Origin of the sequence: Spirulina subsalsa PCC 9445 (assembly GCF_000314005.1) — a bacterium.
Classification (GTDB): domain Bacteria; phylum Cyanobacteriota; class Cyanobacteriia; order Cyanobacteriales; family Spirulinaceae; genus Spirulina_A; species Spirulina_A subsalsa.
In genome coordinates this window covers 533,936-554,540 of the sequence record NZ_JH980292.1, presented here as the reverse complement: position 1 = coordinate 554,540, position 20,605 = coordinate 533,936, and the positions used below count along the sequence as shown (strand labels likewise).

The following is a 20,605-nucleotide window of genomic DNA, read 5'->3' as shown; positions in this document are numbered from 1 at the left end:
TTACGACGCTGTATAGTCTCCTATTGCTTTTGCTAACATTTCCGTTATAGATTCCATGACTCAAGGTAGTTCCGAAGCCATTTGGTCAACCTTGCCTGACCAACAAGCCCGTATTTTGCGCTGGATGGTTCGTCTAGCGGACGATGTGACCTTACAGGAAGTCGCCGAGCATTTTGAGCTAGATTTACCGGAAGCTGAGGCTGAATTAAGCGCCTTAGTTGAAGAGGGATATCTCAGTACACTGACGACTTTGGACGAGGAAACCCGCTATAGGATGGTACCGAGTGGGGAGAGTGGGATGCTGGTGAGTGAGGAGCGACTCCTCCGCAAGACTTTGGCGACTTCGGAACGCAATGGGGATTTAGTCTCTATGCGGGGCAATCCCATTGCCATGATTACCAATCCATCGGGAGACTACACCATCACGGCCGGAGAAACCTTTGAATTGCGGGTGACTCTCAGTAATCAAGGGCCAAAAGGGGCTATCATCGACCTCTACATTGATGAAACTTCCCAACCTTTGCGTCAATGGTGTTTAAGCCCCGAGGAACGGCTGGCTTTGAGTCCGGGGCAAAGTAGTGAGGTGGTGTTTCAGTTTGTTATTCCGGTGCAGGCTATCCCGGAAAATTATATTTATTCTCTCATTATTGATGCGCCGGAACATTACCCGGAAGATACTCCCATCCGCCATCAACAAACCTTGCGGATTTTGCCCCCCATTCAAGCGGGGCCCCAGGTTAATGATCCCACTTTTACCCTATTTCCCAGTACCCGGGCGACTCAACCCCTCCCCATTACACCGGGGCAACCGTTTGAGGTGCGGGTGATTGTGAACAATCGTTCCAATCGAGTGGATCGGTTTCGGCTGACTTGTAGTGATTTGTCCCCAGACTGGTATCAGGTGATTTATCCCGAGGGTTTAAACCGTTTGGGGTTAGTGTTGGATCAAGATACCCTCGCTCTGAATCCGGGGAGTCAGGGGGAGATAGTGCTGTTGTTGCAGTTTCCCGAGGAGATTAGCGCGGGGCAGTATTTCCCGACGGTGTGCCTGACTTCTCTCAATAATCGGGATTTGTTGCTAATGGAGGTGATGTATCTTACGGTTCTCCCCCGCTATGACTTGAATATTGAGTTACGGACAATTTTAGGCAAGATTCGCTTAGGGGAGGGGTTGTATGAAGTGCGGGTGGCGAATGAGGGCAATACGGGGCGGGAATTAGTCATCGAAGCGCGGGAAGATGCGGAAACTCCAGATTGCACCTATCGGTTGTTGCCGAATACCTTACAAATTCCTCAAGGGGAAAGTGGCAAGGTGTTTGTGGAGGTGGAGCCGAGGGAACGGAAACGGCGGCCTTGGTGGGGGAAGGGGCGGGAGTATCGGTTCTTTTTGGATTTAATTGATCGCCATGATTTGCCCTTACCTGTAGAAAGTTTAGAGGGTACGTTAATTTGGCAGGCGAGGCCGTGGTGGCACTTGTTTTTAGTGATTTTGGCGGTGGGGGGTGCGATCGCCGCCGCCATTTTCTTGGTGTGGTGGTACTTTGTCCGTCCCCCTAGCCCCCCCCGGGTGCTTCAGTTTAGTTCCGTCTCCCCCACCTACGAGGCCGCTGATGGGGATTTTATCCATCTCAACTGGCAAATTACCCACCCCCGACGTATTGCCTCCTTGCAAATTAGCGGCACGGCCACGGGAGACGCAACCCCCCCTCGTCCTTTGGTCTATGATTTGACCAATGGCATCCCCGAGGCATTAGGGTCGGTTTGTTCCTTCCGGCCGAATCTGGTCTGTCAAAATGTGCGCACCGATGCCCGACAAGCGGGAGATTACACTTTTGAGTTAACGGTTGTTCCCCGTCGTTTACGGGATAATAGCCCCTTTTCCCAACGCACAGATACCATTAGTATTCTCCCGATTCCGGTTCCGACCTTGGTAGATTTAGCGGCTCAAATCGCGTCCCCGAATGCCACGGCGAATACTGCCCCCGTTGCTGTCAATACCGTTAGGTCGGTCAATGATTCGCCGTTCCCAGAAACCCTGATTCATTTTAACTGGCAGGTTCTCCACCCGGAACAGTTGCAGGAAATTCGCCTTGTTGGCCGTGCGCCCAATAATAGTGTGGTGAGTCCTCTACAACGCTACAGTTTTACGGGGGGCATTCCTGAAGCTTTGCGGCCGTACTGTCAAATTGTCGAACAACGGCTGATTTGTCGGGAGATTCCCCAAGTGGTGCGAGAACCGGGGGAGTATATTTTTGAGGTGGCTTTAGTTCCCCGACAGGGCAATGGGGAAGTGGTGGAGGCGAAAACGACGGATACTATTGTGATTGAAACCCCCCAGTCTCCCGAGTTGCTGGAATTTGACACGACCCAAAGCCAGTATGATGGGACGCAAAATGAACGGGTGCGTTTGAATTGGGAAATTGGTTTTCCTCGAAATTTGCGAGAATTGCGGGTGATTGGGCGATCGCCTGAAGGAGCGGTTTTAGCCTCCCAACAACGCTATGACTTCACCGACGGCATCCCCGCCCCCCTGATTGACTATTGCCGCGCCAGTCAAGAGCGGTTAGTCTGTCAAAATGTCCCGACTAATAGCACGGGGGGCGGTCAATATGTCTTTGAACTTTCGGTGGTGCCGAAAGCGGGTTTAGGTTTACCCAGCACCAGTCAAAGATCTAATCTGGTGGAGGTGAAGGCCCCGGATTTACCGGTGCGCATTGCCAGTTTTCAGGTCAATGGCCGGAATGTCCCCCTCAAATACATTGCCCGGGTCAATCCTCGTACTCCGACCCGTAGTTTGCGCATTTCTTGGCAAGTCCAGGGGCCGGTGGGAACTAAGGTGACGCTGCTCCCCATTCCGGGGAGTGTAGGGTCTTCTGGGAGTATGGCCTATCCTTTGAGTCAACAGAGTGGCCAGCAAACCCTGACGTTACAAGCGGTGAGTCCGTCTGGGGAGCAGGTGCAGCGATCGCTCATTATTGAAACTATTGCCCCAGAACCAACCCCCGGCGCGGCTCCCGGCAGTGATGGCACCCTGCCCAGTCGTCCCATTCCCACCCTCCCCACAGTTCCCGATTCCCCCTTTAGTTTGCCCCCAGAATTTGAGTGAGTAGGGTTTCTTGAATAAGGAAGCAGGGGGAGAGGTAATAGGTAATAGGTAATACTAATCAACTCCCGACCCCCCTGTTCCCTGTTCCCCGTTCCCTATTCCCTTGACTTCTAACATTGATAGAATGAATTAACGGCTCTCAAGATTCATCACTCAACAATGGGACAAGAATTCCGCTTTATCCTCCCGACACCACCGCAAACGGAAAGGTTTGCCACCCATCAACTCGCCTATGAATTTCGTCGGGAACGAGAACAGCGCGAAGACTGGCGGGATTATTGCGCTTGGTATGCAGAAACAGCCCAAAAACACCAAACGGAATTAAAAAAAATGCGCCGTGATATTAATTTGTTTGGCTGGTTTGTACGAGGTCATTAAAGGGAATACTCTAGGATAGCAACGATTTTAAATCGCTCTTCCTTTTGTTAAGGATGGCGATTAATACCTAGGAGATTTTACTCATGCGCTTAACCACTCAAATGCGTTATATTGTCTTGGTTTTATTTGGCTTTTCTTTGGTCAATATTACAGCTTTATTTTTACAAATCAACCGAATGAATGGGAATGCTCGCGTTATTAATTTAACTGGGGTGATTCGGGGTTCTAGCCAAAAAATAACGAAATTAAGGTTAAATGGTGAACGAGATCAATTTTATATAAACACAATTGATCAAATCTTCTCGGGGTTAGTTGGAGGGAGTTCAGAACTTGGTTTGACCGCTATTAAAAATCCTGAATTATTAGGACATATCCAAACCTTACAAAGCCGTTGGAACACTTTAAAAAATCTAATTGATAGTCCCGAAAATGACCCTCAACATCAAGAAGACCTAATCCGCTTGAGTGAGGAAGTCTGGAGATTAGCGGATAGTGCCACAGAATCTGCTGAAAAAATAGCGGATCAAAATCTAAATATATTGCAGGGCTTAAAAATATCATTATTCGTTTTGAATTTGCTACTTTTAGGAATTATTGCCTCGCTCATTCAAAGCATCTCTAATAAACTGGATGGCACGGTTAAAAATGTAGTGCTTTCCACCAAAGAAATTGCCTCAATCGTTGAAGAACAGGAGCGAGTTACTATTCAACAGCAAACGGTTATTAATGAAACAACTAACGTTATTACTGAACTGAGAGAATTTTCTGAAGATGTTGCGCAACAAGCCGGAGCGACCAAAAAGGTAGCGGATCAGGTAATGGATTTAACCACAGAAGGCAGTCAGACTGTAAAAACCAGTCAGCAAGATATGACTGAATTAAAAAAACAAGTAGACAATATTTCACAACACATTGCTTGGCTGCAAGAAAAAGCTAATCAAGTGGGAACTATTTCTCAAGCGGTTCGGGATTTAGCAGATCAGACTAATATGTTAGCTTTAAATGCAGCTATAGAATCAGTTAGAGCGGGAGAACAAGGAGAAGGTTTCCGAGTTGTAGCGCGAGAAATCCGGCAACTTGCCGATAAAAGTAAACAGTCTGCGCAGAATATTAATTCGTTAATTTTGGATATTCAAAACAGGATTAAAAATACAGTGGTTGCTACAAAAATGGGAACGGAAAGTTTAAACCAAACCGTTCAGACAACGAAAAAAACGGTGACGGTATTTCACGAAGTCGCTCAGGTCATTAACCAGGTGGCTATTAGTAGTGAACAAATTTTGCTCAGTACAAAGCAACAAGTTCACGCTACCCAACAGGTTGTAGATACGATGCACCACTTAGAAAATGCCGCCGAGGAGACAAAATTAGGGATGAATTATGCTAGAAGTAGTGCGCAGAGGTTGAATCTAGCGGCTGAAACCTTAAATGAAATTACCTAATTAACAGTAACTTACGGTCATTTCAACCCAAGCGTCGCAAGTTTCACCGGGGGGAAGATAGGTGAGATTTTCTTTACTATTGAGGGCGTTTCGTCCGGCGCTCCAAGGTTCTAAACAATAATAATCTTTCCCTTGAACGCTCCAAAAAACGAGGGTGGAATAAATATCTGAGTAGGTGAGGGTGAGTTTTAAATTATGGCGGGTATTCGTGACGGAAGCGGAGGGACGACTGAGCGGAAATAAGGCTAAATCAATTTCCGGTTCTGTGAAGTCAAACGCACCTTTAAAGGGGTGAGTTTTTTGGGTGAGGTGATCTTGATATTGGGTCGCGGGGAGATCAAACAAGAGTTTGCTTTTATCGGATACCCAAAAGTAGGGATGCAATCCGGTAGAAAAGGGCATTTCTACGCTGGAATGGTTAATGTAGCGTTGCAGGATTTTCAGGGAATTGCCTTTGAGTTGATAGGTGAATTGGAGTTCAAATTCAAAGGGATAATGACTATAGGTTTTGTCGTTGCTGGTGAGGGTGAGGGTAATTCCAGCACAGTCTTGGGTGAGGCCCTCAGTGACAGTCCAAGGAAGATCCCGGGCAAAACCATGTTGTTTGAGTTGATATTGTTTGGTTTGATGAACGTAGAGATCATTGGGAAGATTGCCACAAATGGGGAAGAGGATGGGAATTCCCCCACGAATGCTGAGATCGGGGTTTTGAAAGCGTTCTGGGTCAAAATAGAGGAGATTTTGTCCTTGAATGCGCCAACTGGTGATGATTCCCCCGCGTTCGGGGACAACTTCGATGCGAGAGTGGGCTTCTTGGTCTGTGAGAATATAGGTTTGATATTGTTCTTGTTTAAGTGCGATCGCAAACACCGATATCTGTCCCCTCTAAATTTTCCTGATCTTAGGCCATCCTTACGATTTAACCAAGTCTTGACACTATCGGCTTACCCCTTCACCAATTCTTCACATGACGTGTTCTAAAGTGTCAATGTAGTGACTGGATCGGAATCAGAGCTTCTGAACCGAAGTCGCGGGCTGGCAGTCCGAGACTTAAAACGGGCGTGGAGGTCATGTCGGCCGGGTGTGCTACCAAGCCCACCCCTCAAGCGTCAACCTGTGGTCTAGGCGAGTAACTTTGGTTGCCTGCTCAAGGCCCGAATCCCCCGCTTTTAAGCAGGGGAGGATGTCAAGAAGTGTACCCTGAATCACAAGATCACAAGTATCTGGCGGTTTTAGCTAGGTACTTGGTTTATTTTTGGGTTTATTCTTGTGTGGTCAGCGTTGGGAGGAATTAAAGGGAAATTGCTATAAGATGATGGCACTTTGCCCGAGTTGGGGCGTGCCGTCTACCACAAATGTTGTCTCATGTCTGCCCATGTTTTAGGTTGTACCCAGGGTTTACTGTTGTTCGGTGTGGGATTGTGCCTCTTGGGGGGAGAGGTGAGCGCCCAAAGTCCCCAAGTTCCCAATCCGGCGGATTTATTGCCTTCGGAGCCCCGACGGGAGATTTTGCCCGATACTCCGGTTTTCCCGACGGATCCGTTTCTCGATTTACCGTTACTGGATGAGGAAACGCCTCCCCCGGTTGTGGAGGGGGAGGGTTTTGTTTTACAAGGGTTGGAATGGGTGGGAAATACGGTGTTTGGAGATGAGGATTTACAGGGGGATTGGCAGGTGGGGGATCGTCTCTCTGTGACGGAGGTGATGGCCTTATTGGGGGAGATTGACCGCAAGTATGAGGAGGGGGGCTATATTACCAGTGGTGCTTTTGTGAGTCCGGAGGATTTTCGTCGGTTTCAGGAGACGGGGATTTTGCGGGTACAGGTGAGGGAAGGAGGGGTGGCGGAGATTCGGGTGAGGGTGGAGGGGCGATTACATCGGGAGTATGTGCGATCGCGCCTGAATTTAGCCACGACTCCCCCTCTCCATGAACCCACGTTACTGGATGGGTTGCGGTTATTACAATTAGACCCCATGATTGAGCAGGTAGAGGGGGAGTTAGGGGCGAGTCCTCAAGGGGGACAGAGTGTTTTAACGGTGGCTGTAGTGGCGGCTAATCCGTGGTTTGGGGAGGTTTTGGCGGATAATGGGCGATCGCCAAGTGTGGGCAGTTTTCGCCGAGGGGTGACGGTGGGACATCGGAGTTTATCCGGTTGGGGCGATCGCTTACAGTTGGGTTACAGTAACACGGAGGGCAGCAATAGCTACGATTTCAGCTACACCCTCCCTGTCAGTCCCCACAATACAACGGTTAATTTAACGACGGGAACCGCCAGTAGTCGCATTATTGAACCTCCTTTTGAGCCGCTCAATGTGGAGTCTATCTCCCGCTATACTCAAATCAAGGTGCGCCATCCTTTAAAGCAAACCCCCAGTCAAGAATTCGCGGTGGGTTTAGCCTTGTCGCGCACAGAAAGCGCCACTCGTTTACTGGATATTCCCTTTCCTCTCTCCCCCGGTGCCGATGGGGAGGGGAAAACCCAAATTACAGCCCTACGTTTTACTCAGGAGTGGACGCAACAAAGCCGTCAGCATATTTTAGCCTTCCGTTCTCAGTTTAGTCTGGGTCTGGACGCTCTGGGGGCAACGATTAATTCTCAGCCCCCAGATGCCAGGTTTTTCGCTTGGCGAGGACAAGGGCAATATGTGCGTTTAGTGGGGGATAGCACCTTGATTTTACGGGGAACTTGGCAATGGAGCGATCGCCCTTTAGTCCCTTCTGAACAGTTGGGAATGGGGGGATTGGGGACGGTGCGGGGCTATCGTCAGGATAGCCTATTAAGGGATCATGGCTTCTCTGGGTCGGCGGAGTGGCGTTTTCCGGTCTTGAAACTGCCCGAAGTCCAGTTTTTAGTTGCCCCTTTCGTGGATTTTGGTCTGGGGTGGAATCAGGGCGAGTCCTCGGATTGGGATAGTCTCGCCTCCCTTGGTTTGGGCTTACAATGGTTGATAGGCGATCGCCTTTCTGCCCGTTTAGATTGGGGAATTCCCCTCTCTTCTCGTTCATCGACTCAACGCACTTGGCAAGAAAACGGTTTACATTTCTCAATACAAGTCAATCCTTTTTAAAGAGGCAGTATCAGGGACAAGCCCATGATCACTAAATTCTCTCTCTCCCCAAACCCCAGACAGTCTTTTTTCCGCGCCTTACATCGCCCTAGCTTCCGTTATTTGTGCCTCTTTTTGCTCTGTTTCACCCTTACCCTGTTCCCCGTCACCGCACAATCTCAAAGCCATCTCCCCTCCCAGCAGTTGGTAGAGCAAGCATCGGTACTCTATGAGCAAGACCAGATAGAAGAGGCGATCGCACTCCTAAAAACCGCCCTCACCCAATACACCCAAAACCAAGACATTGGCGGACAAGCCCTTGTCCTCACCAACCTCTCCCTATTGTACCAAAAACAAGGAAATTGGACAGAAGCCCAAACCCTTTTAAACCAAAGTTTAGACCTCTTAAACCCACAACCAAAATCCACAGATACCCTAAATATCCTAGCACAAACTTGGTCAGTTCAAGGGACACTTTCCCTCAATTTAGGTCAGTTTCAAACCGCCCTTAACGCCTGGGAAAACTCCGCCCAATATTATCAGCAAATGGGGCAACCTTTACGAGCCATTGAGCCGCAAATTCATCAAACCTTTGCCCTACAAAACCTTGGACTCTATCGAGAAGCCCTCAACCGTATTCTCCAACTCAATCCTCCCCTCCTCCAACTCCCCAACTCCCCCCTCAAAGCCACAGGACTCCAGCAACTCGCTAAAATCATCCGCCTCGTGGGAGATATACCCGAATTAACCCAATATTTCGGCACAGAGAGCGATTATTTAGACCATTCTGAACGGTTATTAAGGCAGAGTTTACAGATACTCGAAGAAACCCCCTCACCCTCCCTAAAGCCCGCAATTTTATTAGAACTCGGCAACACCTTACAAGCCAAATATTATCAGAAAAAGGATTTAAACAATCGCTTGTATTTCGATAAAATAAATAATATTTTCATCAGAGAAAGCACAAACCTACTGGAAATTTTAGCCCAAACCCTCAACACTTATCAACAAGTCATCAAATCCCCCCTAACGACTCCCTTATTAAAAATCCAAGCGCAAACCAACCGCTTACAGCTTCTACTAGACTTCTCCCAACACAGAGACGAGATAGCCGGAAATCAGGACTTAATTGAGGCAAACCTAGCCTTACTGCAAACCGAATTACAGAACTTAGAACCGCTTTTATCTGACATTGCCCTCTTAGAACAGCAAAATCTCTCCCATCCACTACTTTACGCTAAACTCAAACTCGCTCATACTTTAATTAAAAGTCAATCTAAAGATTTTGCTCAACTTGCGCCACAACTCCTAGAACAAGTGATTGAGCAATCAACTCTAATTAACAACAATCAAACTCAATCTTACGCCAAAGGATATTTAGGAGCTTGGTATGAAAAACAGCAACAATGGCCTCTTGCCCAACAACTGACACAAGAAGCGCTGTTACTCGCTCAACAAATGCAATCCCCAGAATTACTTTATCAATGGCAATGGCAACTGGGGAGAATCTTAACCCAACGAAATCAACTCAAGCAAGCTATTTCAGCCTATCAATCTTCTCTGAAAAGTTTAGATACAGTGAGATTGAATTTAACGGCATTGAATAACTTTGATTATCCCTTTTTATTCCGGGATGATGTTGAACCCGTTTATCGACAATTTGCCCAGCTTTTGATTAATCAAGACAATAATCAGTCCCTGCAACAAGCGACGCAAATTATTGAACAGTTACAAGTAGCTGAACTGGAAGACTATTTAAGATGTCAACTGCGCAATGATCAGGGAGTGCCGTTAAATGACTACATCGCTGAGAATAATTTAAACACAGCCGTTATGTCCTTGATTGTGTTAGATGATCAGGTTCATGGGATTGTCAAGTTGCCCAAGGATGAGCCGTTAATTCATTTTGCGAGAAAAGCAGATGATATTGAGGCTAAAGTAGCTGAAATTAGAGATCATATTAAAAGAAGAATAAACTCTCCTGTCTTTTCAGAGTTATATCAGTTATTAATTGAACCTATCGAAGACAATTTACAATCTAATCAAATTAGCTCTTTAGTATTTATTTTGGATAGCGAGTTAAAAAATATTCCTCTCAATGCGCTGTATGATGGGGAACAATACTTGATTGAAAAATACAGTCTTGCCCTAAATTTAGGATTTAATGTTTTAGAAACTCCGGCTATCCCTCTAGAGTCTAAAAATATTATAGCTGCCGGGGTTAGTGAAGAAAATTTAGGACAAATTGCCTTACCCTTTGTTGAAAAAGAGTTAAGTTACATCCAATCCAAGTTTCCTCAAAATACTATCCTAAAGAATCAAGATTTTACCCCTTTTTCCTTTAAAAATGCTCTAACCCAGCAATCATTTAATATCGTTCACTTAGCGACTCATGGAATGTTCAAATCTGATCCTAATGGCACTTTTATTTCAGCCTATAATGAGAAAATCACTTTGAATGAATTAAGCAGCATTTTGCAAACTCAGGGAGAGAGAAAGGAAACCCCCCTAGATTTATTAGTCTTGAGTGCTTGTCAAACAGCGATAGGAGATAAACGTGCTACATTAGGTTTAGCGGGCATTTCAATTCAGTCTGGGGCAAGGAGTACCATTGCTTCTTTATTCGATATTAATGATGCAGCAACCGCCATATTAATCAGCCATTTTTATGACAACTTAGCAGAACCTGAGATGACGAAAGGGGAAGCTTTACGTCAAGCTCAGGTGCAGTTATTGCAGAATCCAGATTATAGATTACCTTATTTTTGGTCGTCTTATGTTTTGGTCGGGAATTGGCAATAGTTTTGAGCTATTCTGGTTTACAGCAATGACTCATCGGTTCATTTTGCAAGGAGTCTAATCCTAATTCTCTGAGTAAAGACTGTAACGCACTTTGTTGTTGATTCGGGTCTAAATTGTTAAGCTCTGTGAGACGATCATAAATCAATTCTTCTGAGCTAGAGTTAGAGACGCGACGAATCCATGCTGATGTGGAGTCAAATTGAGCAGGGGCATTTTCGGAACAGTACATATCTATACTTAAGTGCCATTGATAGAATTGATCAATTTCTAATGGATAATCTTTGTTGAGTGGAATTTGAATAAATCCGGGAGTATTACGAACCGGTACATTAAATTCATAAAGTAATTTTTGATCCCGATCTCGCAGATCAAAAATGACTCGACCTAACATAGCTGTATCATAGGGAATATAAACCCAAATTGTGGGATGTTCTTGGGTGGTTCTACCAAAACGTAAAATTCTATTGCCGGGTTGCTCTTGATGAATGACAATGGGGGTTAGAGGATGAGTCAGTTGAGGACAACCCGGACGTCTACCAGTCTCTATTTCCCCATGTATTTCCTCATCTTCTCTATTTCTTTGTGTTAATCTTAAACTATCTAAAGGCGAATTGTTTGTACTCTGGGTTTGACTGGGCAGGGAAAAGCTATAACTCCAAAAGCCAAACATCAGGAGGATAATTTGCAATAATTTAGGAAGTTTAATGAGTGAATTCATGTTTTTTACTCTCCAATTAATTAAACGGGTTAACCTTGATGGTGTTTGATTTCTGGTCAAGATAAATGATTACCGGACTGGTTACAATTATCCCTAAAGCCGAAGGAATTAAAGGCAGCCACCAATTTTGATTAAAGCTTATGTAGCACAGAAAAAATAGGACTCCTAGGGTACTGCTAACACCAAAGATTAACAGGCGTGGTTTACGACATAATTGAATGATGATTAGGCTAGTTACCGACCAACTTAAGATCCAAAGATGTTCTAATGGCTGAGGTAAGGTATAAAGGCGAGATTGATCTAAAATTTGACTAATCATCTGGGCTTGAATAACAATTCCAGCCTCTTTTCTATCGGATTTATAAGGGGTATAAGCCGCTCCCTCACTATGTTCATCTCTGCCGATGAGAATAATGCGATCGCGCACTAAGTTACGCATCTCTGCATTAGAAAGACCTTGTAGCATAAATCTTAACGGAATCTGTTTAGGAGACTGAGAACGATAATTGAGTAAAATTTGCGCGCCTCCAGCTTGACTTTTTGAGAGTCTATATCCTCCTGTGTTGGTTTCAAGCAAAGGTTGAAAATGCTCCTCAATATCCTCCATTTCTTCTAAAACAGGTTGCCCTTGTTGCTGCCAATAACGATTAGCAATTCGTAAGGCAAAAGAACGCCGAGTGGGACAGTTTGAATCAGCCCGACGGACTAGAGTTTGGCGACGGATGAAACCCCTAGGATCTTCTGGGGCTTGGGTAAATCCTAATCTTTCTTTAGGAAAATCATCAGGAGCGCCCAGACTGGGCAAATCCTGTGATGCAATTTGACATCCCAGAAAAACCCTTTCTTCAAGCATTAATTCAGGATGATTTTCTAAGTTTTTAGGCATCATAATCCCAATGCCTAATACTCGCGGTTCATGAGGCTTGAGATTTTGCCATAACAGGTCTAATGCTTCAAAAGATAAGGAATCTCTCCGCTCCCATCCTTGCTCATCTTGATACTGTAAATCCTCTTCTCCAATGGTAATGACTAAAATTCGATTATCGGCTCCTTGGGTGTCTGGTCGTAACCTCATGAGATGATCAAAAGCGTTCAATTCGGCTGGCTGAAATACCCCCACTTCTCGCAGACCAATAATACAAGCAGTAACTAATAAACTGGTGAGGATGAATTGTCGCCACGGGGGACGTTTTGGCGGGGGAGGGGGAGGGTCTGGGAGAGGGGAATCGGCGAGTTCACAAAGGGACTCCCAACTGGGGGGAAGAATGACGGGATTTTGGCAAATGACAGGCAACCAACTTGCACAGGGAAAGTAGGGTTCTAATTCATCGTGTAGCCGTTCTCTGGCCTCTCTGACGGCTAAATAAAGGGGTTTTCCGGTGGCAAAGCTTTTGAGAAAGTAGGTGAGGAATTTTTGCGCTACTTGGTCGGGGACTAATTCGCGCATGACAATCATTTGGGGGATGTTGAGGTCGTCTAGACGCTGGGAGAGTCCTAAACCGTCGCAGGAGTTGAAAATGGCTAGTTGTAGACCTTGTTCGACGGCTTTTTTCAGGGTGAACCACAGTTCATCAAGGGTGATGCTTTCGTTGGGGTTGAGGTAAAGACGGCCTTGGTCGTTTTCGGTTTCACTGTGTCCGGCAAAAAAGAGAATGTCCCAAGGTTGATCTTGTAGGCATTCAATGACGGTGGCGCGGTCGGGTTTAATGAGAAAGTGGGGGTCTACTTGGGGGAGATTTTCAATTAAACGTCGGTCTTTGGCGAGGTTTAATCCGTCGTCGTGGCCGAGGATGGCGAGGATTTTCACGCGGCCGTTGCGGAAGGGGGAATAGTGGGAGGGGTGGGAGGTGGATTCGAGGGGACTTAAGGCGGGTTCGGCGTTGGGGTATTGTTGGAGGAGTTCCCACTGGGTCCAGGGGAGTTTTTGCAGGGGTAGGTTTTGGGTGCGGACGAGAAAGCGGATGGTGTCTTGGGGGGAAAGCTGCTGACGGAGGGTTTTGTCGAGGGGCCGAAAGTCGGGGGAGTCTAACCATTGATTCAGGCGATCGCACAATTGCTGACCTGACTCCTGACATTCAGCGATTCTCTGCTCAATCAGGGCTTGTTGTACTATCTGTTTGGGTTTAATCCGAAAGAGAATCTCTTCCCAAATTTCGGGAGCGTTCTGAGAACGACGATAGGGAGCCCCTAAAGGACGATAGCGTTCTAACCAATGGTGTTGTAACTGCTCGGCTAAGGCCAGATTCGGGGGGAGGTTTCCCTTGCGCTTGAGTACGCTGGCCATCCCTGATGAGCTAATTTCCAAGGTGACGCGACACCCGGTTTCTAAGCTTCCGTCCAGTTCCAGAATAACAACTTTTTCCATCCTTCTAATACCGCTTATCAGGATTCTGGTTTGAGTAGAATCCTTTGATTATATTGATATCTCTGGGCAAAACTGGGGAAATAATGCAGCCTGGGGGAATTTGCGACAAAACTTCACAAAGTGGGGGAATTTTTCCCGATGGGGGATAAATTTTGCATCAAATGGGGTCATCTTGCCAGAGAGATCAGTAAAATCAACTAACTGGTTTCCCATTATGCTGATTCGTGATTTGACCCAACAAGTGTTAAAGACTGGCTATTTAACCCTCGAAACTGAAGCCAAGTTACGAACTTTAATACAAATGACCCAATATGATTTAGAGGATTTGCGCGCTTTTACCCGTCTCCAGTGCGCGGTGATGGATGGCTGGGTGATTCAACAGTCGCGCTGTATCCGGGAGAGTTAGGGGAATTGTAACGATTTATAACGAGTTGCATCGGATTCAGGCGATCGCACCAGAGACACCCATAGAGCAAGGAAGCGTCTCCCCTTGCTCTCTTCGTGCTGCTCTGAGGAGGAATCAAACAGACATTTTTGTAATTTAAAGCTTTGGTAAACTCGAAATGATTTCTTAAGCTTCTCTTGGGAACTCCCTTGAGAACTAGGGGCTTTTGGTTTCTTTTTTAAATAAAAAGTAGGGTTTTTTACACTTATTTTCCCCTTCTTAAAGATTCAGTAAATCATCTCAAAAATCCAGACTTTCGTGATAGAAGTAAGATTGTCAAGAGATAATTCATGAAAAACGATCCGCCATTTCTGGCGAATTTTCGCAACAGAAGACAATCCTATTTGTTCATCTACTCTAGGTCAGGATTATGAAAACAAAACATTGGATGGGTGTCGCTACCACCACCCTCGGTTTAACCCTCAGTGCTGCCTCCAGCAGTCTCGCTGCAACCCTTCACAACGGTTGGTTTTATACCATTGACCCCAGCTATGATAGTTATGGAACAGTCAATGGTAACGTTCAAGTTGGGGGAACAATTTATGAAGACTATGGCATGGCCATTAAAGAAGATTCCGAAACAGGTTTAATTTGGGTTGCACTCAACACAAACACCCCCTTAGAAGGTAACGTTACCGGAGAACGACTCTGTTTAAATAACGGTACTTGTTTCCCTGTTCGCAACAACAGCATTGCGTCCGGTGACTTATTCTTTGACTTCTCTGGCACCGGAAACTATCAAGCGGCTTTTGACTCTGGTTTAATGTATGGTGTTCGTTTCACACCTTATAATGATTCCCTCGTTGATGTGGGAGTTTATGCCAATGTTACCGGATATCATGTCGGAAGATATAACGCAGGTTTCTGGAATTTAGGCAGCTATAATGCCTATGCTAAAGAACGAGGTAACTTAGGAAATCTTGATACTTGGATGGGAGATTTACGCTGGAACGATCCTTACTTTGATCCTTATACCAGTCAAGGTTTGATGCCTAATGTGATTGGCAGTGGAGAAAGAATCGGAGATGTCACCTTGCGCAGTCAACAAGAACTTGAAGAAGCAGGATTTGATCCGAGTTTCTTTTTTGAACTAGGCAGTAATATTATGGGGTTTAGCTTCCAAAAGCCCCTAGAATGGACGGGGAATTTTATCGCTACTCTCTTAAAAGAATGTCTCAATGATGGAATGGCTCTCCTCGGTTCTTTTAACCCACCTCCTCCCGAACCTGACCCCATTATTGATGATGGATGTGCCGTTACATTAGGGGAACTTAAAGCCTTAGCACCGGATGAAATTGATGGCAGTTGGAAAATTTTCTACGATGTTTTATCCCATCAATGGTATGATCCCCCAGCTTATACAGGCTTTGAATTTACAACCATTGGGGGAACACAATTTAAACAAATTTTGGACTTTCCTTGTGGAATTGCTGCCGAAGATACGTTTAGCATTATTGTCCCCAATATCAACGGTCAAACTGAAGTCGTTACACTGAATAGCTTAAAACCCGGAGATCGAGTAGATTTTGTTGAACTCTTCGGGCAACCGATTAGTACCTTTACAGCCGTTGGAGTGATTGACTTAGCCAATACATCTCGACCTTTCTCTTTACAATTAGGTTTAGATTCAGAAATTGGCAGTTTTAAAATACGGATGATTGAGGATTTAAAAGGTTTACCAGACTATGTAGACTTACCTAAACTTCTCTTACCTCCGGTACCGGTAGAAAATGACAGCGAAAAAGCACCTGAACCGACTGTTCTTTTAGGTTTAATTACAGTGGGTTTCCTCGGAACAAAACTAAAAAAACGGGTTCAATAGCATTTCCCAATAAACTAGAAACTCATGCGAGGTGCGTCAGAAAGAATCACTGTAATCCCGACGCATCATTTTTTAATTCTGAACTACTCTCTCTATCACTATTAGCCCGTAGCATAATCGGTGTATTGGCGCATAAATGGGTCATGAAACCCTACCACAATATCCTGTTTTGGGATACCTTTATCGGCTAAAATTTCGCCAATCTCATCTTCTGTTCCATTCCACTCAATCCAAATTTTTCCCCCTTTGATATTAAAATATAACACAGGGCCGAATATCCTTCTTTTTTGATACCAACCCACATAAATCATCTGATAACGATCTCGTTCTGTATCAAATAATAGTTAAGCTTCTACATACTCATCACCTCCTTTCTCAGCATATTCGGTGAGTAAATCTTGAATAATCTTGCGATATTTTTCTAGCTTTTCCATTGTGTAATTTTCTTTAACTCCACATCGTAAATAAGTAGAAATTTATTCTATCCTAGAATTCTTAATCTGACACTGCCATAATAATTGAAGAGTCGATAACTCCGATAAACCCTGACTCTCATCAGACTCCACATCTCGACGGATAAAGGACGGGGAAAGCATAAAACCCGGTAACGCATCAGTCGGAGAGGGAGCTAAACCTCCCCTTCCAGTAATGTTAAAACGACTACGGGTTAAATCTTGAGTCGTGCCATCCCGTCGGACTTGACATCCTGTGCCAATTTGAGGATCATTAGGCTGTCCCGGTAGCTGTTCCTCCGGTTGAAATGGCTCTACATCTAACACAGTTATCCCATCAATTCCTAAAGTAGAACTGGCGCTTAAATCGCTCTGTGGTGTTCGGACCAATCGCCCCGGATTACTAAAGCCAAAAATACCTAACGCTCGGACGAAAATATTACCCCCTCGTCCCTCAATTGCCGTCGCCGCAATATCGCTATTTTCAGACAAAATAGCTAGAACATATCCCCCAGCCGTGATAAAAATATTCCCCCCATTTCCTGTTCCTAATGCCTCGGTTAAAATATTACTATTGTAACGTAAAATCAGATTTTCAGCGACTTCTAAGGTGATATTTCCCCCTTCCCCAGAAATCGTTCTCGCTAATAAATTCCCTTGTTGATTGAGAAACATAGAGCGCGCTTTAATATTCAAATCTCCTGCCCGACCTGTCCCCAATCCACTAATAGAAATTTCGCCCCGATTTTCAACCGTTAAATCTCCCGTGTTTATATTTAGCTCTCGTGCATTTCCTGACCCTAAACTGGCTAAATTTAAACGACTTCCTGCTCCAGTAATCTTAACAAAATCCTGAGCATTAACGCCTAAAATTCCCCCTTGACCACTGCCAGAAGTTGTTGCAGAAACCTGTCCTCCTGTGTCTAAAGTAAACTGCCGCGTACTAATCGTTAACTGACCCGCATCTCCTGTTCCACTACTATCAAAACTTAAACGAGCATTATTGAAAACCCGCACAAAATCCTGAGCATTAACGTCTAAAATTCCCCCCTGACCACTGCCAGAAGTTGTTGCAGAAACCTGTCCTCCTGTGTCTAAAGTAAACTGCCGCGTACTAATTGCCAACTGACCCGCATCCCGCGTTCCACTACTATCAAAACGGACAGAACCATTATTCAACACTTGGAAGTTATCAGTATTTACCGTTAAGCGTCCTCCATCCCCCGTATTAGTGGTAATGGCTGAAATAGTCCCACTATCTTTGACCTGTACATTAGAGACATTAATATTTAACTGACCTGCATTGCCTGCTTGTTGGGATTCAAAAAGTAACCGACTGGCTAAACCATTATTACTTTGTCCAGCAACCGTTAGATTTTGACCATTTACATTAAGTAAACCCGCATTACCTTGACTGATAGTTGAGGCTGAAATTTGACCCCCATTTAAGATTTCAATTAAAGGAGATTGGATGGTAAAATTACCCGCATTCCCACCCCCAAAAGTATCGGCATATAAAGAACTCCGAAGCAATCCATCGGGTGATGTCCCGATGACGCGCAAAAAACCTGATGCGTTAATTGTGACATTTCCTGCTTGTCCTAAACCGGATGTAGAAGCATAGATACTCGCCCCCTCTTCAAGAGTTAAGCGAGGAGTAGATACTGATAAGTTACCTGCATTCCCTGAATTAGTCGCCCCTAAAAATAAACCAGTAGAACTCCCATTATTCCCCGTTAATTGGAGTGAGTTAGAGGCATTAATAACTATATCTCCTCCCCTCCCACTGCCTTGACTAAAAGCCGAAACTAATGAGCCATTTTTTGCGCTAAAATTCTGACTATTAATGACTAAATTTCCCGCGTTGCCTGTTCCGCCAACGGTATTGACAAAGATAAAGCCTCGGTCTAAATCAATAGTATTGGCAATGTTAAGTAAAATTGTCCCAGCATGACCTGAATTGTTTGTATTACTATACAAACCTGAACCATTAACTATTCTCAAATTTTGAGCGTCTAGGTTTAAAACAGCACCCCGACCAGAACTACGAGTCCCAGCTAAGAGTTCTGCTTGGTTGTTTAGAATGACATCCTGACCTGCTTTAACGGTCAAATTTCCGGCCTGACCTGCTCCAAATGTGTTACTATTCACTAGGGCATTATTGAGGGTAATATTCCCTAAAATAGCTTCAAGGGTGATGTTGCCTGAGTTAAGTCCTGTAGAGGAGGATTGTATATTCCGATTGACGGTTAAATTATTATTAGCTCTGATGTTAACATCACCACTTCTTCCAGCTTGGGAGGCAGTGCTTATTGCGCCTTGTACCCACAAATTGCCCTGACTTTTTAAGTTAATATGACCCCCGTTACCTTGAAGTGAACTAGAATTCAATGAGTTGCTAATATTCAGTTCTGTTCCCTCTAAGTTAATCAATCCCCCATTGCCATTGGTAGAGTTAGTATTAATGGATTGAGTCACGTGGAGCAAGTTTTTAGCAACAGCATGGACTGTTCCGGCATTTCCAACAGTGGACGCTGTATCAATGAGTCCATTTAGATTAATATTATTCCGAGAGTTGATAAAAACATCTCCCCCATTTCCCACCGTGCTACTGGTCTTAATTACTCCCCCATTTAATAGGGTAATATCTCCTTGTAAGTTGGGGTTTGTTTGATAATAATTGGTGAGTAACACTAAACTATCGGGAACATTAATGGTAATGTTGCCAATGTTGATTTCCGCATTAGTGACGGTGGGAAAAGCAAAGCCATTAATTGTTGTAAAATTAGCTCCTATAATTCCCGGAAGACCGATAAATTGGGTGTCCATTCCTGCCCGAATATCCACAGTAGCGCGATTCGTTCCATCGATTTGAACTGTTGTCCCATCAGATAGGGTAACGGTGCTTAAATTGGGGGTAGTGATGGGATTAATGGTGTTGCCTGTGGCATCGGGGCCGGTGATGGTTATGTTGGCAATATTAACCCGACCTCCGGCTAAAATATGGAGAGATGTTCCAGTATATTCGTTGATTAAAACATCCCCCAATGAGTAGACAATAGGATCATTGGGACTGTGTAAATCTCCCGGAGTTTGCTCTAGGTTTTCGACCCGAAAACTCCCCCCACTCCAGTAGTGTGCATCTCCTAGGACAGGATTGGCACTGCGTAAGATCATATCTTGACCAGAAAATAAGCCACTGTCGGGATGATTGAGGGCAAAAATATCTAATTTTTCATCCCCTTGCAGGGTTAATTTACCCTCAGCAACGGCAATGAAAGGGTGGGTCAAAGTGTCTCGAATTTTCAGGGTATCGAGGGCTTTTAGGGTTAAATCTTGACCTGCATAGAGTTGTCCTTGAATATCGAGTTGTGGGGCGGCCAAGGTGAGGTTTTCGCCGACGGATAAAATTCCGCGACTGGTGATAATACCTTGGGGGTTATCTCCATACTGTAATCCGGGTTGAAGATTGACGGTTAAAAGGGGTGCAGGTTGGGGATTAGTGGCACTGAATTCTAAACCATCCCCGAAGAATAAACGATGGGCTGTGGTGGCTAAAAATGACCCGTTGATGTCAAGTTGTGCGTTGGGGCCAAAGAAAATCCCGTTGGGATTGAGGAGGAAAAGGTTGGCGTTGCCGTCTACTCCAAGGGTGCCTAAAATGTTGCTGGGATGGCTGCCAGTGACGCGACTAAAAATGTTAGTAATTCCGGTGGGATTGTGGAAGTAAACGCGCTGTCCGTCGTTAATATTGAATTCAAGGAAACTATGAAAGAGATTGACTCCCCGGATAGCGCCTCCGTCGATTTGTTCAGCGAGTTGTCCGTTGATGGGTGTTTGGGGGGTGAGGGTGGTGTTTTCGCTGCCTAGGGTGGTGTCTGGGATGATTTGCGCTTGTAGGGGTTTGGGGGTTAAGGTGAGGAAACAGAGACTAGCACCTAAACTGATGAGGGGTTTAAGGGAAGACATGATCTTTTCTGGGGGTGATACGCTTTGCTTTAGTCTCTGACAAAATGCAGGATTTTGA

The 20,605-nt window shown here is 45.1% G+C and carries 11 protein-coding genes and 1 pseudogene; 7 read left to right on the top strand and 5 right to left on the bottom strand.

Annotated features, from left to right (window positions below):
• Positions 1 to 55: 55 nt before the first annotated feature.
• The 3 genes from SPI9445_RS24105 (at position 56) to SPI9445_RS24100 (ending at position 4,926) form a co-directional block, all read left to right on the top strand.
• Positions 56 to 3,106, top strand: coding sequence for a COG1470 family protein (locus tag SPI9445_RS24105; protein ID WP_017303217.1), 3,051 nt, complete (start codon positions 56 to 58; stop codon positions 3,104 to 3,106).
• Positions 3,107 to 3,265: 159 nt separating this feature from the next.
• Positions 3,266 to 3,484: a hypothetical protein gene (locus SPI9445_RS0102895; RefSeq protein ID WP_017303216.1), complete on the top strand. Its 219-nt coding sequence runs from the start codon at positions 3,266 to 3,268 to the stop codon at positions 3,482 to 3,484.
• An 83-nt stretch (positions 3,485 to 3,567) separates the two neighbouring features.
• Positions 3,568 to 4,926, top strand: coding sequence for a methyl-accepting chemotaxis protein (locus tag SPI9445_RS24100; protein WP_017303215.1), 1,359 nt, complete (start codon positions 3,568 to 3,570; stop codon positions 4,924 to 4,926).
• Here the strand turns inward: SPI9445_RS24100 and SPI9445_RS0102885 are convergent, their stop codons facing one another.
• Positions 4,927 to 5,796 carry an aldose epimerase family protein gene (locus SPI9445_RS0102885; RefSeq protein WP_017303214.1) on the bottom strand — a complete coding sequence of 290 codons (870 nt, stop codon included), beginning with the start codon at positions 5,794 to 5,796 and terminating at the stop codon, positions 4,927 to 4,929.
• 495 nt (positions 5,797 to 6,291) lie between these two features.
• On the opposite strand from SPI9445_RS0102885, the gene SPI9445_RS0102880 reads away from it, so the two are divergent.
• Complete coding sequence (locus tag SPI9445_RS0102880) at positions 6,292 to 7,995, top strand: ShlB/FhaC/HecB family hemolysin secretion/activation protein (protein ID WP_017303213.1); 1,704 nt, start codon at positions 6,292 to 6,294, stop codon at positions 7,993 to 7,995.
• 24 nt (positions 7,996 to 8,019) lie between these two features.
• Positions 8,020 to 10,776, top strand: coding sequence for a CHAT domain-containing protein (locus SPI9445_RS0102875; protein ID WP_017303212.1), 2,757 nt, complete (start codon positions 8,020 to 8,022; stop codon positions 10,774 to 10,776).
• A gap of 7 nt (positions 10,777 to 10,783) precedes the next feature.
• Here the strand turns inward: SPI9445_RS0102875 and SPI9445_RS0102870 are convergent, their stop codons facing one another.
• The gene (locus SPI9445_RS0102870) at positions 10,784 to 11,494 is read right to left on the bottom strand and encodes a DUF928 domain-containing protein (RefSeq protein ID WP_017303211.1); all 711 of its coding nucleotides are present in this window, start codon (positions 11,492 to 11,494) and stop codon (positions 10,784 to 10,786) included.
• A 16-nt stretch (positions 11,495 to 11,510) separates the two neighbouring features.
• The gene (locus SPI9445_RS0102865; protein ID WP_017303210.1) at positions 11,511 to 13,859 is read right to left on the bottom strand and encodes a CHASE2 domain-containing protein; all 2,349 of its coding nucleotides are present in this window, start codon (positions 13,857 to 13,859) and stop codon (positions 11,511 to 11,513) included.
• Between the two features lie 214 nt (positions 13,860 to 14,073).
• On the opposite strand from SPI9445_RS0102865, the gene SPI9445_RS0102860 reads away from it, so the two are divergent.
• Both SPI9445_RS0102860 and SPI9445_RS0102855 read left to right on the top strand, forming a co-directional pair.
• Positions 14,074 to 14,265: a hypothetical protein gene (locus tag SPI9445_RS0102860; protein ID WP_017303209.1), complete on the top strand. Its 192-nt coding sequence runs from the start codon at positions 14,074 to 14,076 to the stop codon at positions 14,263 to 14,265.
• Between the two features lie 409 nt (positions 14,266 to 14,674).
• Positions 14,675 to 16,126 (top strand): XDD3 family exosortase-dependent surface protein, encoded by a 1,452-nt coding sequence (locus SPI9445_RS0102855; RefSeq protein ID WP_017303208.1) that lies wholly within the window; start codon positions 14,675 to 14,677, stop codon positions 16,124 to 16,126.
• A gap of 101 nt (positions 16,127 to 16,227) precedes the next feature.
• Here SPI9445_RS0102855 and SPI9445_RS31005 read toward each other — a convergent pair.
• Both SPI9445_RS31005 and SPI9445_RS27235 read right to left on the bottom strand, forming a co-directional pair.
• A pseudogene (locus SPI9445_RS31005) lies at positions 16,228 to 16,455 on the bottom strand (element excision factor XisI family protein); the annotation flags it as partial.
• A gap of 147 nt (positions 16,456 to 16,602) precedes the next feature.
• A complete protein-coding gene (locus SPI9445_RS27235) occupies positions 16,603 to 20,547 on the bottom strand; it encodes a two-partner secretion domain-containing protein (RefSeq protein WP_017303205.1) in 3,945 nt (1,314 codons plus the stop codon).
• Positions 20,548 to 20,605: the final 58 nt, after the last annotated feature.

Coding starts and splice junctions, on each gene's coding strand:
- SPI9445_RS24105 (WP_017303217.1), top strand. CDS start 56: ATGACTCAAGGTAGTTCCGAAGCCATTTGGTCAACCTTGCCTGACCAA.
- SPI9445_RS0102895 (WP_017303216.1), top strand. CDS start 3,266: ATGGGACAAGAATTCCGCTTTATCCTCCCGACACCACCGCAAACGGAA.
- SPI9445_RS24100 (WP_017303215.1), top strand. CDS start 3,568: ATGCGCTTAACCACTCAAATGCGTTATATTGTCTTGGTTTTATTTGGC.
- SPI9445_RS0102880 (WP_017303213.1), top strand. CDS start 6,292: ATGTCTGCCCATGTTTTAGGTTGTACCCAGGGTTTACTGTTGTTCGGT.
- SPI9445_RS0102875 (WP_017303212.1), top strand. CDS start 8,020: ATGATCACTAAATTCTCTCTCTCCCCAAACCCCAGACAGTCTTTTTTC.
- SPI9445_RS0102870 (WP_017303211.1), bottom strand. CDS start 11,494: ATGAATTCACTCATTAAACTTCCTAAATTATTGCAAATTATCCTCCTG.
- SPI9445_RS0102865 (WP_017303210.1), bottom strand. CDS start 13,859: ATGGAAAAAGTTGTTATTCTGGAACTGGACGGAAGCTTAGAAACCGGG.
- SPI9445_RS0102860 (WP_017303209.1), top strand. CDS start 14,074: ATGCTGATTCGTGATTTGACCCAACAAGTGTTAAAGACTGGCTATTTA.
- SPI9445_RS0102855 (WP_017303208.1), top strand. CDS start 14,675: ATGAAAACAAAACATTGGATGGGTGTCGCTACCACCACCCTCGGTTTA.
- SPI9445_RS27235 (WP_017303205.1), bottom strand. CDS start 20,547: ATGTCTTCCCTTAAACCCCTCATCAGTTTAGGTGCTAGTCTCTGTTTC.